Origin of the sequence: Leptothermofonsia sp. ETS-13, from assembly GCF_049200465.1 — a bacterium.
Lineage (GTDB): Bacteria > Cyanobacteriota > Cyanobacteriia > Leptolyngbyales > Leptolyngbyaceae > Leptothermofonsia.
In genome coordinates this window covers 451,505-468,236 of the sequence record NZ_CP120836.1, presented here as the reverse complement: position 1 = coordinate 468,236, position 16,732 = coordinate 451,505, and the positions used below count along the sequence as shown (strand labels likewise).

General features: G+C 51.0%; 11 protein-coding genes and 1 pseudogene. 7 read left to right on the top strand and 5 right to left on the bottom strand.

Features of this window, described 5'->3' with window-relative positions; all coding sequences use genetic code 11:
• Positions 1-137 precede the first annotated feature (137 nt).
• From P4D80_RS02215 to P4D80_RS02205, 3 genes are all read left to right on the top strand, one after another.
• A complete protein-coding gene (locus tag P4D80_RS02215) occupies positions 138-4,142 on the top strand; it encodes a GAF domain-containing protein (protein WP_421657221.1) in 4,005 nt (1,334 codons plus the stop codon).
• A gap of 38 nt (positions 4,143-4,180) precedes the next feature.
• A complete protein-coding gene (locus tag P4D80_RS02210) occupies positions 4,181-5,065 on the top strand; it encodes a 2-hydroxy-3-oxopropionate reductase (protein WP_421657220.1) in 885 nt (294 codons plus the stop codon).
• A gap of 380 nt (positions 5,066-5,445) precedes the next feature.
• Entirely contained in the window at positions 5,446-5,685 is a 240-nt protein-coding gene (locus P4D80_RS02205) for a hypothetical protein (protein ID WP_421657219.1), read from the top strand.
• A gap of 9 nt (positions 5,686-5,694) precedes the next feature.
• Here P4D80_RS02205 and P4D80_RS02200 read toward each other — a convergent pair whose 3' ends face one another.
• The 4 genes from P4D80_RS02200 to P4D80_RS02185 all read right to left on the bottom strand — a co-directional run bounded on the left by P4D80_RS02200 (position 5,695) and on the right by P4D80_RS02185 (position 9,784).
• A complete protein-coding gene (locus P4D80_RS02200; RefSeq protein WP_421657218.1) occupies positions 5,695-6,570 on the bottom strand; it encodes an ABC transporter permease in 876 nt (291 codons plus the stop codon).
• A gap of 66 nt (positions 6,571-6,636) precedes the next feature.
• Entirely contained in the window at positions 6,637-7,656 is a 1,020-nt protein-coding gene (locus P4D80_RS02195; protein ID WP_421657217.1) for an ATP-binding cassette domain-containing protein, read from the bottom strand.
• 36 nt (positions 7,657-7,692) lie between these two features.
• The gene (locus P4D80_RS02190; RefSeq protein ID WP_421657216.1) at positions 7,693-8,808 is read right to left on the bottom strand and encodes a heme o synthase; all 1,116 of its coding nucleotides are present in this window, start codon (positions 8,806-8,808) and stop codon (positions 7,693-7,695) included.
• A complete protein-coding gene (locus P4D80_RS02185) occupies positions 8,783-9,784 on the bottom strand; it encodes a COX15/CtaA family protein (RefSeq protein ID WP_421657215.1) in 1,002 nt (333 codons plus the stop codon). Before P4D80_RS02185 ends, P4D80_RS02190 begins: the two co-directional genes overlap by 26 nt.
• 224 nt (positions 9,785-10,008) lie before the next feature.
• On the opposite strand from P4D80_RS02185, the gene nfi reads away from it, so the two are divergent.
• Positions 10,009-10,737 carry a deoxyribonuclease V gene (gene nfi, locus P4D80_RS02180; protein WP_421657214.1) on the top strand — a complete coding sequence of 243 codons (729 nt, stop codon included), beginning with the start codon at positions 10,009-10,011 and terminating at the stop codon, positions 10,735-10,737.
• Positions 10,738-10,831: 94 nt separating this feature from the next.
• On the opposite strand, the gene P4D80_RS02175 is transcribed toward nfi, so the two are convergent.
• Entirely contained in the window at positions 10,832-11,905 is a 1,074-nt protein-coding gene (locus P4D80_RS02175; protein WP_421657213.1) for a hypothetical protein, read from the bottom strand.
• A gap of 322 nt (positions 11,906-12,227) precedes the next feature.
• Between P4D80_RS02175 and purC the strand changes: the two are divergent.
• The 3 genes and pseudogenes from purC (at position 12,228) to lpxC (ending at position 16,579) form a co-directional block, all read left to right on the top strand.
• Positions 12,228-12,957: pseudogene (gene purC, locus P4D80_RS02170) on the top strand (phosphoribosylaminoimidazolesuccinocarboxamide synthase).
• A 323-nt stretch (positions 12,958-13,280) separates the two neighbouring features.
• The gene (locus tag P4D80_RS02165) at positions 13,281-15,683 is read left to right on the top strand and encodes a BamA/TamA family outer membrane protein (RefSeq protein WP_421657212.1); all 2,403 of its coding nucleotides are present in this window, start codon (positions 13,281-13,283) and stop codon (positions 15,681-15,683) included.
• Entirely contained in the window at positions 15,683-16,579 is an 897-nt protein-coding gene (gene lpxC / locus P4D80_RS02160) for a UDP-3-O-acyl-N-acetylglucosamine deacetylase (protein ID WP_421657211.1), read from the top strand. Before P4D80_RS02165 ends, lpxC begins: the two co-directional genes overlap by 1 nt.
• Positions 16,580-16,732 lie beyond the last annotated feature (153 nt).

The window sequence follows — 16,732 nt, the reverse complement described above, 5'->3', positions numbered from 1 at the left end:
GCTAGGCGCAATTCAATTAAGAATAATTTCGGGGGGTAGAGGGACAAAGCCCCTAATCCCCCCCTTTACAAACAAATTAATAACAAATTAATTATGATCATAATTATTAATTATGATCATAATTATGATCACGCTACTTGGCTCTTTTTTACCTGAGGGGGGGTATTGCCCTCCTACTTCCAGTCAGAGGGTTACTGCTGAAGAAATTAATTGGGAACCTGGCAATGAACCCGGATGAGCCGAAAAGTTTTGGCTATGACGACACCTTTGAACAACCATCCTTAGATTTTTGGAAGGATTTCAGAGATAAACAATATCATCGTCTCGTACCGCCGTTGCAAGCAAAACTCGGTGAGATTTTAAACAGCGCGATCGCCTCTATCGGTAATTTTCGGGTGTTTGCAGATCACAACTGGGAATGTGAGTTTTATTCCACTGGCTGTGAACAACTGTTTGGGTACACCGCTGAAGAATTGATGGCTAATAAACGGTTGTGGATCGCTCAGGTGCCAGAAGAAGATTTGCGCCGCCCAGTTCTGTCAAGGATTGAGAACACCCCGCTTGAGCCGACAGGTACAGTTGAATTTCGATTTCGTCATAAAGATGGCAATATCCGCTGGATAGCGGGCATCTTCACGATTCACAGAAATGAAACCGAGGGTTGCTGGACTGTGACCATGCTGACCACCAATATTACGGAGCGCAAGCAGATAGAGATCGCCCTGCAAACAAGTGAGGAGCGATATAAACTGGCAATCCAGGCTGGCCGAGTGGGTGTCTGGGATTGGAACCTAAAAAACAATGAAACCTATGTGGACCCGAACCTGAAAACCATGTTGGGTTATGACGATGGCGAGATTTCCGACAGTATAAGTGATTGGCATCGGTTAATGCATCCAGAAGATTTGAAATTGGTTTTGACTGCCATAGATGCTTATCTGACAGGCGCTATGCCAGAGTATGAGATTGAACATCGGATGCAGCATAAGGATGGCAGTTTTCGCTGGTTTCTGTCGCGGGGAGTGGTTTTTCGTGATGAAAGGGGGGAACCTGAGCGGATGCTAGGAACCCGAACAGATATCACAGAACGTAGACAGGTAGAAGAAGCCCTACGCCAAAAAGCAGACTGGGAGGGGTTGCTGCGGTCAATCACGCAACGCATGCGACAGACTCTGGATCTGGAACAAATTCTGACAACTGCTGTAACCGAAGTGCGACAGACACTTCGGGCAGACCGGGCTTTGATCTTTCGGCTGCAACCCGATGGTTCGGGGCAGGTGATTAGTGAATCCGTTACACCGGAGTACCCTACGACTCAGAAAATGTCTTGGGTTGATGAATGCTTTCCCTCAGAATGTTATGAGTACTATTGCCAGGGGATACCGCGGATTATTCCGGATGTGGCAGCGGATGAGTGGGCTCATTGCCTGACCGGGTTTATGCAGGAAATTGGGGTCAAGTCTAAAGTGGTTGCCTCCATCACTCAAAATACTGAGGATGGCTCTGTGCGAGTTTGGGGATTGCTGATTGTGCATGCCTGCTCACACTATCGGCAATGGCAACCCGCCGAAGCTGAACTATTACAGCAAATTAGCCATCAACTGGCGATCGCCATTCAGCAGGCTGACCTTTACCAGCAGTTGCAGACAGAGCTAGCTGAGCGCAAACAGGCCCAGCTTGGGATGCGGCAGGCAATTGAGCAAGAGCAGCGAACCAGAGAGCGTGAACAATTTATCGCCACCATCGCTCAAAATATTCGCCAATCGCTCGATCTTGATGAAATCCTGACTACCACAGTGGAAGAGGTCCGCCGATTTCTTGAAGTAGAGCGGGTGATTATCTACCAATTTAATCCCAACTGGAGTGGCAAAGTCATTGCTGAATCGGTGGTTGATCCCTCCTTTTCAATTCGGGATCGCGAAATCTACGACCCCTGTTTTGCCAGCTCAATGGTTCGTCCCTATCGTCAGGGACGGATTCATGCTATCAGCGACGTTTCAGCAGTCAATTTACAACCTTGCTACAGGGATCTGTTAGTTGACCTAAATGTGCGGGCGCTCCTGGTTCTGCCAGTTTTAGTACAGCAGAATCTATGGGGGTTGCTGGTCGCTCATCAATGCACGGCCCCACGTGATTGGTACCAAGTAAGCTGGCATCTTCTGCGGCAACTGATCACCCAACTGGCAATTGGGATCTATCAGGCACAGTTGTATCAGCAGACCCAACAGCAGGCTGAAAAAGAGCGGGCAACTCACCGGGTCATCCAGGCTATTCGCAATTCATTAAATCTGGCAACTATCTTTACAACCGCCACTACTGAAATTGGCAAGTTGTTAAAAGTTGATCGGGCTGAGATTGTGCAGTATCGACCGGAGCAAGGGATCTGGCTTAATGTTGCCAGTTACCGTTGTACTCCCGACTTACCTGATGCTTTAGGGTTAGTTATTCCGGATAAAGATAACCAATTTGCAGCCCAACTTAAACGCCTGGAAATTGTGCAGATTAATGATTATCGTTTGGATGCGGATGAGGTTAATCAGCCCTTTACTCAAGCCTATCCTGGAGCCTGGCTGCTGGTTCCTCTGGAGGTGAGCTTTAGGATTTGGGGCAGCCTCAGCTTAAATCGCATTCATCCTCGTAGTTATTGGCAAACCTGGGAGGTGGAACTGGCCAGTACTGTCGCCGATCAACTGGCGATCGCCATTCAACAATCCGAGCTTTATCAGCAGGTGCAGCAACTCAATACAAACCTGGAAACTCAGGTGCAGGAACGCACCAACAAACTAAAACAGGCACTGGAATTTGAAGCCCTGCTAAAACGGATTACCGATCATGTGCGAGACAGTCTGGATGAAGCGCAAATCCTGGAAACGGTGGTACAAGAACTTGTCCAGGGTTTGGATGTTGTAGGTTGCGATGTTGCCTTACACGATTTGAATCGAAATGTATCCATCATTCGCTATGAGTACATTTCTAAAGGGGTTCCGTCTGCGCAGGGAAGTATTATTCCACTGGAAAACCCAGATGACATTATGTCTCAGATTTTGCAGGGAGAAACGTTTCAGTTTTGCCGAATAGAACCGGATCCTGTGCGTTCAATTGAGCGGCTATTTTCTATACTGAGTTGCCCCATTATTGATAATGAAGGGGTTTTAGGTGATTTATGGCTGTTGCGGGGGCACGAACAAAGCTTTAGCGATTTGGAAGTGAGGTTGGTGCAGCAGGTGGCCAATCAGTGTGCGATCGCCATTCGTCAGGCTCGGTTGTATCAGGCTGTCCAGGCACAGGTGACCGAACTAGAACGGTTGAACCGGCTTAAAGATGATTTTCTGAGCACCGTTTCCCATGAACTCCGAACTCCTGTCTCCAGCATTAAAATGGCCGCCCAAATGCTAGAAACGCTGCTGTTTAGAGATGAGCACGGTGAAATCCGCGATTCAACAAGTACCGCACCTCTAACCCTGGAAGCAAACTCGCTTCAGCCCCTGTCTCGCTACATCCAGATCTTACAGGATGAATGTCAGCGCGAAATTAGTTTAATCAACAACCTGCTGGACTTAACTCGCCTGGATGCGGAGGTCGAACCCCTTGTCCTCACCTCAATCAATCTCCAGGTTTGGATTCCTCACGTTGTTGAGTCTTTTGTAGAACGCCTGCAAAGCCATCAACAAATGCTTCGCTTTGATCTCCCGGCGAATCTCCCCCCCCTCACCACCGATCTTTCCTACTTACAGCGCATTCTGACTGAACTTCTAACGAACGCCTACAAGTACACTCCCTCAGGAGGAACGGTCACGATCGCGGCGAGATTTGTAAAGGGCACAGCAAGCAAAAAACGCCAAACCCCCTCCTCCCGTACGGCTCCCCCCCCTCACCTATCCACCCATCCACCCATCCACCCATCCACCCCCTCATTCCTTCTCATCAGCGTCACCAACACAGGCGTTGAAATTCCCGACCAGGAATTGTCCCGGATTTTTGATAAGTTCTACCGCATTCCAAACAATGACCCCTGGCGCTACGGTGGCACTGGGTTAGGGCTGGCACTGGTGCAAAAACTGGCACAGCATTTGGGAGCCACCATTGAAGTCGCTAGTGCCAACATGGAGACTCGGTTTACTTTGCGTTTTGTGTTGACTTAACAATATCCTATTCCCTATTAACTCTCGCCCCTGTTTCTATGGAACGGATTGGATTTATTGGACTCGGCATCATGGGCAAGCCAATGGCACGAAACTTGCTCAGGGCAGGCTATCGCCTGGTGGTCTACAATCGCAGCCGTCTGGCAATGGAAGAACTGGCGCAAGAAGGGGCGTTGATGGCTGCATCTCCAAAAGAAGTTGCGCAGCAAGTAGATGTTGTAATTACCTGTGTTTCTGACTCACCCGATGTGGAGGCTGTGGTGCTGGGGGCGGATGGCGTTATTGAAGGGGCGCGATCGCCCATGCTCTACATTGATATGTCCACTGTTGCCCCAACCACAGCCCGTAAAGTCTATCATGCCCTCAAGACGAAGGGTGTTGCTGCGTTAGATGCCCCCGTTTCTGGAGGAGACATTGGGGCACGGCAGGGGACCCTCTCAATTATGGTTGGTGGAGACGAGCCCGCCTTTCAACGAGCGTTACCCATTCTCAGGGTAATGGGAAAAAACATCGTTTATATCGGTGAAGCAGGGGCAGGACAGGTGACCAAAGCCTGCAACCAAATTGTAGTATCCCTGACCATCCAGGGAGTTGCGGAGGCACTCACCTTTGCAAAAAAATCGGGTGTCGATGCCGCGAAAGTCCGTGAAGCCTTGCTGGGTGGCTTTGCCCAGAGTCGCATTCTGGAAGTACATGGCAAACGAATGCTGGAAGGCAGTTTTCAGCCAGGGTTCAAGCTCAACCTGCACCGAAAGGATATGAACATTGTTCTGCAAACTGGACGGGAGCTCAACTTGCCCCTGTTGGGTTCGGCTCAGGTGACCAGTCTGATGGATGCGCTTCTGGCTCAAGGCCAGGGGGAACTTGATAATGCCGCCCTAATCACTCTGTACGACAGATTATGTGAGCCGCCTGGAAACTAATACTGGTTGCTCATTAACTCTCACAGCTTGCCAAATCCAGTGATGGGGGCAGCGTGGACGTAGGTTTTATAGCGGTAGTCATTGTGGTTAGGACGGGGTGCAGGGGGGGAACCCTTGGCTGGGGGCGAAGCCCCAACCCCCTCTCTAATTCCAATGTCCTAACGCACCCGTGTAGAGCTATAAGGCATTAGCAGAGGGTCAATCTTATGATCCAGTAGCCTAGATCGGCAAAAGATTTCGCCAAAACCCCTTAGTTTAGTCAGTATACTAATCTTCAGAGGTTAACCTCCTGGAGTTGCTGTTTCGTCAGACTTTGTTCACAGAATTTACGTTCACAGAATTTACCCCTGGTTTTACAAAATTCAGGCTACGAACTGGTCATGAATCAATCTAATCCAGTTGCACAGGAGAACTCTGGTTCAAAATCACCAATTCCAGAGGATCTCATTAGTAGTTATGAGATGGCAGTTCTTTCTACGCTTTTTGAGCAGGAAGATTCTCACAAAGTGACTGAGCTGGCTGAGCAATGGGGCTACCAACAGGAATTTTTATACTCTGTCTGGAAGGAAATCCATGCCAACATCATGAATCGGCGATCTCCCCCGCCTTCAGAGTCATAGCAATCTGGATCAGGCAAGGGATCGGCGCAGTCTGGGTTGAATGCTCAACAAAACCACTGCGGCAAAACCAAGCAGGATCAGTAAAGCTGCCCCCAATGTCACCTGGCCCCACGGTGCCTGCATTACGATGCTGTTCAGGGACCAATCATCGTGGAGATAGATGTAGCGAATCGGTTCGATCGCGTAACTCAAGGGATTCAACGTTGCCACCCACTGAAGCCACATTGGCATAAAAGACAAGGGAACCAGTGCTGTGCTGGCAAACAGAAGCGGCAGATTGGTGACAAAAATGACCGCAATCAACTCAATGTGTCCGGGAAGGAAAAAAGCTAAACCCAGACTCAATGCCGTTACCCCAACAACGAGGAGTAGCACAATCAGTGCTACCAGCCCCAACCCCAAAGCATCTGGAAGTCCTGCTCCCAGAAAAGCACTCATCGCGACGATCGCCGCCGTCTGAATCAAACTCATGGCTGTAATGAAGATAGCCGATGCCGCCACGATGGAATAACGGGAGGAGAGGGGTGCGACCAGCAGGCGATTAAGGAAACCAAACTCCCGGTCAAACATCACAGGCAGACCGGCGTTGAGCGCCCCTCCAAAGGCCGTGAACACAATCACCCCTGCCCCCAAAAATTGCCCATAGTTAACGTTATCGCCAAACAAACCCTGGGGAGCATTTTGAAACAGCGCACCAAACAGAATCAGCCACATCAGCGGCTGAATGATGCCTGCAATCAGGGTTGAGGGACGGCGCTGAAGCTGGATGAACAATCGTCGGGTGAGGGCGATCGTTTCCTGGAGAAAGTTGCCTACTGGGTTGGCATCAAGAGGCGTCTGGGCAACAGTAACTTTTCCATTGAGGCTGGCCTGGGGTGATGTCATGGTGCTACTCATAAAAGTCTCACAGCCCTCCGATCTGAAATTCAACGTTTCTAATGAATGGATTCTCTACCGCATACTCTTCTTGCGTTCTGCCTTTTCATCACGGGTTTCAGCAGCAGCAATTTCGGCATCCAGCAAGGTACGTCCGGTGGCTGCCAGGTAAACGTCATCCAAACTGGGGCGTGACTGGGCAATGCCAAAGGTGGGCAGCCCGGCCTCCTGGAGTACCTTCTGAACAGTTAGCAGGGCATCGCTCTGCGGCGAAACTACCAGGTTGAGGGAGTTGCCCTGGGAACTATTGATGATGACTTCCTGAACGGTTGGAATGCTTTGCAGCAGGGATTTTGCTTTCTCGGCTTCTTCTAAGGGAGCAAATTCACGGATGCGGAGGGTAATGCGATCGCCCCCCACCCGATCTTTCAATTCAGAAGGCCTGCCACAGGCGATGACGACACCCTGATCAATGATGGCAACCCGATCAGCCAGGGCATCGATCTCTTCCAGATAGTGACTGGTTAGCAGCACCGTTGTGCCCTGCTCTCGCAGGCGACGCAAAAAATCCCAGACGGCAATCCGGCTTTCAATATCCAACCCCACCGTGGGTTCATCTAAAACGAGAACATCGGGTTGGTGCAACAACCCTGCTGCCAGGTCAAGGCGCTTTTTCAAACCACCAGAATAGGTGCCAGTCTTCTTGTCGGCATAGTCTTGTAACCCAAACAGGCTAAGGACGCTCTCAATCCGATCGCGGGTAACTGCACGGGGGAGGTGATAGAGCGCTGCCTGAAGCTGGAGTAGTTCCCGCCCAGTCAGCACTTTATCCAGAGCAATTTCCTGGGCGACGTAGCCAAGCCGCTGGCGAGCCAGCCTGGGTTGTTCAACCACAGAAATTCCGGAGACCTCAATCCGCCCTGAGTCGGGTTCAGTTAATGTGCAGAGGCAGCGAAGAGTCGTTGTCTTGCCAGCACCGTTCGGTCCCAGCAAACCAAAGATTTCTCCCGGTTCCACTTGAAACGAAACGTCCTTAACGGCTTCGACTGTGCCATAGCGCTTTTGCAGCTTTTCGATTAAAACAGCAGGAGTCATACACACTCCCCATCAAATCGATACAAATCTCAACCTTTATTGTAGCGGGGCGATCGCGTTTACTGCTGAAATCGTACTTACCCAAGTTTGCCAGTTAGCTGCTACCAGCTTGACAACCTGGTGGGTGGCAGGCAAGCTGTCCAGTCCCATTCCGGCGCAGAGCAGCATCAGGTAAAGAATCGAGTATTTGAAGACGGAACGAGCCATGCCCAGGTCGGAAGGATTGCGCATCAATTGCCAGGCCTTCTTCACAAAGATGCCACCCAGGAGCAGGGCGATCGCCCCATAAATTGCTCCCATCACATGGAGAGGGAAAACCAGCAGCAACGTTACCGGAATCAATATCAGGGTGTAATGGAAAATTTGGCGGGCAGTGGGTTCTTCGCCCTCTACCACGGGCAACATTGGCACCCCCACCCTGGCGTAATCTTCCCTAATCATCATCGCCAGAGCCCAGAAATGGGGTGGTGTCCACAAGAAGATGATGGCAAACAACACCCAGGCCGCCCAACTCAGCTCACCCGTTACTGCAGCCCAACCGACCAGTGGCGGAATGGCTCCAGCGGCGCCTCCAATAACGATATTTTGAGTACTGTGGCGTTTTAACCAGTGGGTGTAAACCAGGACATACACCCCAATTCCTGCCATCGCCAGACAGGCGCTTAGCAAATTGGCAAATACGGCCAGCAGGAAAAAAGAGAAGAGGGTGAGAGCAATCGCAAACAGCAGTGCATCCCGTGGCTGAACTCGCCCAGAAGGTAACGGACGGTGACGGGTCCGCTCCATAATGTAATCAATATCACGGTCATAGAGGCAATTAATCGTATTGGCAGCCCCCGCAGCACAGGCCCCACTCAGCAGCGTCACCAGCAGCAGCACCGGATTCACCTGACCTTCTGCGGCGATCCACATTCCCCCAGCCGTCGTAATCAATAGCAGTAGAATGATCCGGGGTTTGGTCAGTTGCCAGTAGCTTTGAATAACTTGTAGAAAATTGTCGTGTCGGCGGGAAATGCCCACCAGAGTTGTCTCTTGCATTCGCTCGTTTCCTTCCAAAAAGAGATACTGAGGCCAATGAGTCAGGCAATAATGGGTGAGGCGATCGCTTAACAAGGGATGCCGATAATCAGGTAAGCTGGCTGTTTGTGCCATCGTCTTGCATAGATTCAGACAACAGGGGACGGGTAGATTCAGACAACAGGGGACGGGATGGAGCTACCAGAGGAATAGAGGCTGGCATATCGCGTAATGCCAGCACCGTAAAGAGAACCAGAGTTCCCAGCAATCCTGCTCCCACTGCCTGATGCGCTACAGTCAGAGGTTCCACCTGAAGCCGCAATTTAAATGTGGCAACCCCCAGCAGTATCTGGAGGACAACCAGAACGCTAGCCAGATTTGCCAGTCGTCTCAGAATTGGATGCAGTGCGGGTGTTCTCCAGGCCATCACCACTAGCACCAGCGTTCCCAGAGTGGCAGGTACAACCCCCGCAATATGGCTATTCATAACCCGACAGAGGTTTGCCGCGCTAAGGCACTGATGCAATGCCCATTGAGAAGCGACCAGGGCACCCAAAATGCTTTGCAGGTAAACCATCACAGCCGCAAATAGAGCAACCCAGCGTAGTTTGCCAGCACTGCCTGTGCCCTGGTAGGGGAGAAGGAACCCTCCAATCGTCAGCAGGGTAATGAAGAATAGTAAGGCCGTTGCCAGGTGGGCCGTCACGATATCAAACCGAAGCAGTTCGGTAACTGTCAGTCCACCCAATACACCTTGAAAAACAATCAGTCCCAGTGCCAGGCTACACGCCCAGGGAAGCCAACCAGGAAGGGCGCGTCGATGCCACCAGGAGAGGAGCACAAGGGCGATCGCAAACACCCCCATTGAAGAAGCAGTGAGGCGATGAAACCATTCTAGAAACACCTGGAAATTCATCTGCTGGTGGGGAACCAATTCTCCATAACAAAGGGGCCAATCGGGACAGGCAAGTCCTGCATTCATGACTCGTGTTGCACTGCCTAGCGCCATCAAAAACAGGGTTTCCAGCGCCATACCCAGTACTAAACGGCAAATGAACTCTCGTGGGCGGGAGGGTTCAACTTCAGAGCGATGGAAAAAAACGTCCGTCATCAAAAACCTTCAGAAAATCAAAAACTCAACTTAATGAATCCTGAGTCAAAGCTCACCGTTCACGAAACATAATGATTGCTAATTGCAATCCTAGCTATTACTTTAATGACCCTGCTGATAGACCCCTCTTCCTTTAGGAATTTCTTCGGATTGAGATTTACGTGTAGTATCTGGATTTGCACAAATTCTTAAATCTTTCGATCACTTAAACGACCGATACATGAATGAAGATTGAACAACGCCATGACTGGTGCCTGACCACGGAGGAAGCGATCGCGATTCAACAAGCCCTCCGGGGCGAGATCATTACCACCGATCAGATGGATGAGGTTCGTTATGTAGCAGGCATTGATGTGGGATTTGAGTCAGAGGGAACCATTACCCGTGCAGCGGTGGCGGTTCTCAGTCTGGAAACTTTACAGTTACAGGACAAAGCCATTGCCCGCCGTCCTACCACCTTTCCCTACATCCCTAGCTTCCTTTCATTTCGAGAAGTTCCCGCGGTTCTGGACGCCCTTCAAAAGCTGACGATTTTACCGGACTTGCTCCTTTGTGATGGACAGGGAATTGCCCACCCCCGCCGCTTTGGTATTGCCTGCCATCTGGGATTGCTCACCCATTTACCTGCCATTGGTGTAGCCAAATCCTTACTGGTAGGCACTCATGCCGAAGTGCCAGATGAGCGAGGTTGTTGGGTTCCCTTAACCCATAAGGGAGAAATGATTGGAGCGGCATTGCGAACTCGCCCCAAAACCAAACCTGTTTACATTTCCAGTGGGCACCGGGTCAGTCTAGAAACAGCGATCTCCTACGTCATGCGCTGCACCACCAGGTACCGCCTTCCCGAAACTACTCGCTTTGCTCATAATCTGGCATCCGGTCCAGCGATCGACCAGCCCCTTTCCCAATCAGCTAAACCACCTCAACAGTCTGAACAAATGAAGCTGTTTTAAGTAGTGGACGATGGCATCAGTCCAGTAACCATTGAGTTGAGTCGTGGGGAGTCGGAGGGAGCCAGAATGGTATCCATATTCCCGCCGTGCTGTACTAGCTCATGCTCAAAATCTCTTGCTGGGCTTTGCGAATGTGTTGCCCTGCTTGATACCAGATGGTCCAGGCAGCGAATCGCAGAGAAACTTTGGTGCCATCCGAATAGGTCTTGATTCTGTATTTTTGAACAAGGGTGGCGATATCCTGGAAGGGAAGAGGCACTAGCTGATTAAAAACATCGTCGTAGAGCCACTGAGAGTTATCTTGTTTGTAGTTGAGGTAGGCTTGCCAGAGTTTTGTTACCGTTTTGAAGTCTGCGATCGCCTGCTCCAAGTCAGCATAAATGGGGTGTTTTTTTCCATCTGGTTGTCCAGCAAATTGAGCCAACGAACTTTCCAACTTTTGAACCAGGCTGACGTATTCCGGATAACTGATACCGATCTGGTTTGTGCTGGGGTCAGCAGACGCACGATTCGGAATATTATTGAGCTGAACCGCCAATTCTGAAAATTGCTTCAATGTTTTTAATGCCTGAGTCTCAGTGGCGATTCGCTGATTAATGGCGTGGTAATTGCTGCGGTAGATTGCCAGCTTTTCCTGACTTTGGGGGTAAACAGAGGTGGTGTCTGGAATAGTTTCGAGAAGAGCGATCGCCTCTTGCCACTTGAGGCTGGCCCGCTGCCACACCCGCAATGAATGGGGCGGATCTTGCACCGTTACAGCCGCTTGCCAGGCCGAAGTGTGAGCTTTTTCCCATTGTTCAACGGCAGCTTGCTCAGTCTCCAGACGACGGCTAATCGCCGCATAATTGGTTCGGTAAGTTGCCAGCTTTTCCCTGGCTTGAGCCGCCACCGATTCGTTCTGCGGAATATCCTCTAGCAAACGAATTGCCTGCCGCCATTTGATCCGTGCATCCTGCCAGGTGTTAACCGGATGGGGGGGGTGCTGCACCATCACAGCCGCTTCCCAGGCAAGACGGCGGGCAGACACATAACGATCCAGCGCAGAGGGGGATTGAGAGGGAGACGCTTCTGGGGTCGAATTAGCTGCAATGGGCTGCTCAACCAGAGCGCACCCACTCAGTAGCAAGGCACCAGTTGACAGCATAACCGTCAGATGCGGGAGTTTCATCCAGACATCACCATTAGGGACTCTAGCCAATTAAAGCAAAAACAGCGGATTGAAAGAGATTGAAATGTATCTGGAGAGATCTAAGTAGGTAGTCATAATTAATTTGGTAAAGGGGGAGAGTGGGGCTGCGTCCCCAGGCAGAGGGTTTCACCCCCTCCACCCCCGAAATTATCCTTAATTTAATCGCGCCTGGCTACTTAAAACCAGGGAATCTTGAGAAAGCTACAATTTAAATTCGGGAACTGTTGGGTAGAAAAACGCCGTAGTTTTTCCCCCATATTCCTAGATACTCGACAAAATCCAACTTCATTACAATTTCTTCATGACTGTTCGTCAAAAACTTTATGAAGGGAAAGCCAAAATTCTCTATGCTACCGATGATCCAGAGGTGCTGCTGACCTGCTTCAAAGACGATGCCACCGCTTTTAATGCCCAAAAGCGAGGCAGCATCCAAGGGAAAGGAGCCATTAATTGCGCGATTTCCAGCCACCTGTTTCAAGTACTGGAAGCAGAGGGCATTCCGACTCACTTTGTTGCACAGGTGAGCCCCAACGAAATGCAGGTGCGCGCGGTTAAGATTGTGCCGCTAGAAGTGGTTGTCCGAAATATTGCGGCTGGTAGTCTATGCCGTGAAACCGGGCTACCTGTTGGGACGGTGCTGCCAAAACCTCTGGTCGAGTTTTACTATAAAAAACGACTCATTGGGCGACCCACTCCTGACGCGCGATCGCCTGTTTCTGCTGGAACTGGCAACTCCCGAACAGGTTGACCAACTGCAAACCCTGGCTTTGCAAATAAATGATATTTTGACGGCCTTTTTTCAGGAGTGTGGAATTACCCTGGTAGACTTCAAACTGGAATTTGGCATCGACCCTGATGGTCAGTTAATCCTGGCAGATGAAATCAGCCCAGACACCTGTCGCCTCTGGAACCAGTCTGAAGCTGACCCAACCAAGCGGGTCCTGGATAAAGACCGCTTTCGGCATGACCTGGGTAGTGTGGAAGCCGCTTACCAGCAAGTCCTGGAGCGAGTTTTAAGTTCAAAACTGTGAATATCTGAACGGGGGGAACAATTCAGACTATCCAGGATTCATCACTACATCACTAAAATTCAAAGCCCAAAGTCCTCCAGCCAGTTTCAGAGGCATAAACCACACTCCAGCCCCCAGCCCCTGGTCCCTTATAGAGCGTGGCTAACCCAAATCAACTGGAAACATCCGTAAATTCATGACTGCCCACTCAGGTTAGGTATTGGTACCCACCTATGCGGTAAAATTTCAAGGTTTACATCAGATTACATTTTTGCCTGATACTGTTTGTTGAAACTGCATTAAGCAGATTTCGGTGTGTGGACGTGCCAACCAGCGTGAACAAAATGCGTTTTTCCCCGGTTTTAGTAGCTTTCCTTGCCACCGCAGCAACTCTTGGTTTATCTAACTCTGCAAAAGGGCAAACCACCCCCTCTCTCTCCTCCGATAAGGAAACCTCTCACTCCTATCCGATGACAACGGGAGGGCCACCCGTTTTCAAACCCATTAACGTTGGAGTTGGCGCTTCAGTTGAATCTCCGGTAGAAGCAAAGCCCGCCTCTGGCCCTCTCAGTCCTGGAGTTACTCCAGGCTGGTTGCTTCAAGCCCAGGGGCCAGGGACTCCCAATCCAATAACCCCAGGGGATGCAGGAACTCCCCTGCAGGCAACGCCTGACCAAATTCAATTAACACCGAAACCCGCTTCTCCTTCACCGACCCTACAGGTGCCAGAGGAACTGAAGCCTGCGCCAACCCCTCCTACAACATCGCCACAACCCGCACTACAACGAGGTCAGCCAGCTCCAACGGAGCCATCGCCTGAAGAAAAACCCGCCCCAACAGAACAACCCACTCCGACCCCTGAACAGCCAGTTCCAACCCCTCCAGCAGAGGAAACGAAGGAACCTGAACCGGAACCCAGGGTGCTGGTTGCCGAAGTTGAGGTAAGAGGGGTCGATGGTCCAATCCAGGAAGAAGTTTATAAGGTCATTCGGACTCAACCAGGGCGAACTACAACCCGTTCTCAACTTCAGGAAGATATTAACGCCATCTTCGCCACAGGCTATTTTTCTAATGTGCGGGCAGTACCAGAGGATACTCCACTGGGTGTAAGGGTCACGTTTGAGGTAGCGTTGAACCCCGTGTTGCAAAAGGTGCAGGTGGAAGGAGCAACAGTGCTGCCGCCATCGGTGGTTGAGGATGCCTTTAAAGACCAGTACGGCAGTGTACTGAATCTGGTGCAGTTGCAAGAGGGCATCAAACAAGTCAATAAGTGGTATCAGGACAATGGTTACGTTCTGGCCCAGGTGGTTGATGCTCCCAGGGTGTCTCCAGAAGGGGTTGTTACTCTGGAAGTTGCGGAAGGAGTGGTTGAAGATATTCAGGTCCGCTTCGTTAACAAGGAAGGGGAAGATAAGGACGCTAAGGGCAACCCAATTCGGGGTAAGACTCGCCCATTTATCATTACCCGTGAGTTTCAGACAAAGCCAGGGGATGTGTTTAACCGCGCCCAGGTTGAAAGGGATCTGCAACGGGTTTATGGCCTGGGGATCTTTGAAGATGTGAAGCTATCACTTCAGCCAGGGACACAGGATCCACGCAAGGTGGTGGTAGTGGCTAATGTAGCGGAGAAAAATACGGGTTCGATCGCCGCTGGTGCCGGTATTAGCTCTGCCAGCGGTTTGTTTGGAACGGTGAGCTTCCAGCAGCAAAACTTTGGTGGAAATAACCAGAAATTGGGAGCCGAAGTGCAAATTGGTCAACGGGAACTGCTGTTTGACCTCAGCTTTACTGACCCCTGGATTGGGGGGGATCCGTTCCGCACGTCTTATACCTTAAATCTATTCCGGCGGCGGACGATTTCGCTGATTTTTGATGGCGGTGATCCGGAGGTGAGATTGCCAGCCGATCGGGATGGCGATCGCGATCGGCCCCGCGTCATCCGCACCGGAGGAGGCATTAGTTTTTCACGCCCGCTAAATGGCAACCCTTATCAGCGGGCGGAATGGTCCGCATCCCTGGGGCTCCAGTACCAGCGGGTACAGATTACCGACTCTGAAGGTGACATTTCACCCCGAGACGAGCTTGGCAATTGCCTCAGCTTTCCATCCGATCGGTGTCGGGGGAAGAATGACTTGTTTAGCGTTCAGTTTGGCATTGTGCGCGACCTGCGCGATGATCCCCTCCGTCCCACCCGTGGCTCCATTTTCCGAGCAGGAACTGAACAGTGGCTACCACTGGGGTTAGGCAGTGTCTTTGGCAACCGGGTAAGGGCGGGCTACAGCTTCTACATTCCAACCCAGTTCATCAAATTTACCCAGGGTTGCCGAGAGAAGAACCCCACGGGGGCTCAATGTCCTCAAGCCTTTGCCTTTAACATTCAAGCTGGTACGGTCATTGGTGACCTGCCTCCCTATGAAGCGTTTGTTCTGGGGGGAGCAAACTCGGTCCGGGGGTATGACGAAGGCGATCTGGCGGCGGCTCGTTCCTATGTACAGGCGACGGTAGAATATCGTTTCCCAATCTTTTCGATTATCTCTGGCGCATTGTTTGTGGATGCAGCAACCGATTTTGGTAGTCAGGACAATGTGCCTGGTGATCCCGGCGGTGTTCGAAATAAGCCGGGGAGTGGAATTGGTTATGGTGCTGGGGTACGGGTTCAGTCTCCTCTGGGACCGATCCGGATTGACTTTGGCATCAATGACCAGGGAGATACTCGCTTTCACTTTGGGATTGGGGAGCGCTTCTAATGGAGGTTGAAGTCAGTCATCAGGCATCCCCTGGTAGCCATTCATCTTTAGAGTTTGAGCCTAATCCGGTTCAATCAACATTGGCGGCCCCCATCACTTGCCAGGGAGTGGGGCTACATACAGGGGTGCCGGTGCAGGTGAAGATTGTGCCAGCTCCTGTGGGGCGAGGGCGCTACTTTGTTCGGATTGATTTACCCGGTCAGCCAGAAATTCCGGCAAGGGAGGAGTCGGTGGTGCAAACCACACTTTCAACTGAGTTGGCGCAGGGCGAGGCAAGGGTGCGGACTGTAGAGCATTTACTGGCGGCCATGGCTGCTATGGGTGTGGACAACGCGCGAATTGAACTGGATGGACCTGAAGTGCCTTTGCTGGATGGGTCCGCTAAGGAGTGGGCTGAGGCGATCGCCCAGGTGGGTCTCACTTCCCAAACAGAACCCCGCCCAGTTTATTCAATTCAAGAACCGCTCTGGATTCAGGTAGGCGACGCCTTTGTAGCGGCTTTACCCACCCGCGAAACCCGCTTTACCTATGGCATTGATTTTGACCTGCCTGCGATTGGCAACCAGTGGCACAGTTGGCCTCTTGGCTCCAGTTTTATGGATGAAATTGCCCCTGCACGAACGTTTGGTTTACTCCATCAAATTGAATACCTGCGTCATCAGGGATTAATTAAGGGTGGCAGCCTGGAGAATGCTCTGGTTTGCGGCCCGGATGGTTGGATTAATCCGCCCTTAAGATTTGCAAATGAACCAGCACGTCATAAACTTTTAGACTTAGTGGGAGACTTAAGTTTACTGGGGTACTTCCCCGTTGCCCACTTTTTGGCATACAAAGCCAGCCATCATTTGCATACCCAACTTGCGCGATCACTGGCTTCCATCATGACTAGTTGTTAGGGGTGGGTATGAATGATGACCTCTCACAACTTCTCCGTAACACGAACTACCCCTCTCTAGAAGCCCATAGCCAACTCTTTCAACCATTTAGCGAAGACCCAGCCCATGTCGATTCTTACTGATCTCAATACTTCCGGTGCAACCTCCAGTCAT

What these genes read in the sequence shown, in the direction of transcription:
- P4D80_RS02205 (WP_421657219.1), top strand. Translation starts at nt 5,446, where the DNA reads ATGAATCAATCTAATCCAGTTGCACAGGAGAACTCTGGTTCAAAATCA.
- P4D80_RS02165 (WP_421657212.1), top strand. Translation starts at nt 13,281, where the DNA reads ATGCGTTTTTCCCCGGTTTTAGTAGCTTTCCTTGCCACCGCAGCAACT.
- P4D80_RS02195 (WP_421657217.1), bottom strand. Translation starts at nt 7,656, where the DNA reads ATGACTCCTGCTGTTTTAATCGAAAAGCTGCAAAAGCGCTATGGCACA.
- lpxC (WP_421657211.1), top strand. Translation starts at nt 15,683, where the DNA reads ATGGAGGTTGAAGTCAGTCATCAGGCATCCCCTGGTAGCCATTCATCT.
- nfi (WP_421657214.1), top strand. Translation starts at nt 10,009, where the DNA reads ATGAAGATTGAACAACGCCATGACTGGTGCCTGACCACGGAGGAAGCG.
- P4D80_RS02200 (WP_421657218.1), bottom strand. Translation starts at nt 6,570, where the DNA reads ATGACATCACCCCAGGCCAGCCTCAATGGAAAAGTTACTGTTGCCCAG.
- P4D80_RS02185 (WP_421657215.1), bottom strand. Translation starts at nt 9,784, where the DNA reads ATGACGGACGTTTTTTTCCATCGCTCTGAAGTTGAACCCTCCCGCCCA.
- P4D80_RS02190 (WP_421657216.1), bottom strand. Translation starts at nt 8,808, where the DNA reads ATGGCACAAACAGCCAGCTTACCTGATTATCGGCATCCCTTGTTAAGC.
- P4D80_RS02210 (WP_421657220.1), top strand. Translation starts at nt 4,181, where the DNA reads ATGGAACGGATTGGATTTATTGGACTCGGCATCATGGGCAAGCCAATG.
- P4D80_RS02175 (WP_421657213.1), bottom strand. Translation starts at nt 11,905, where the DNA reads ATGAAACTCCCGCATCTGACGGTTATGCTGTCAACTGGTGCCTTGCTA.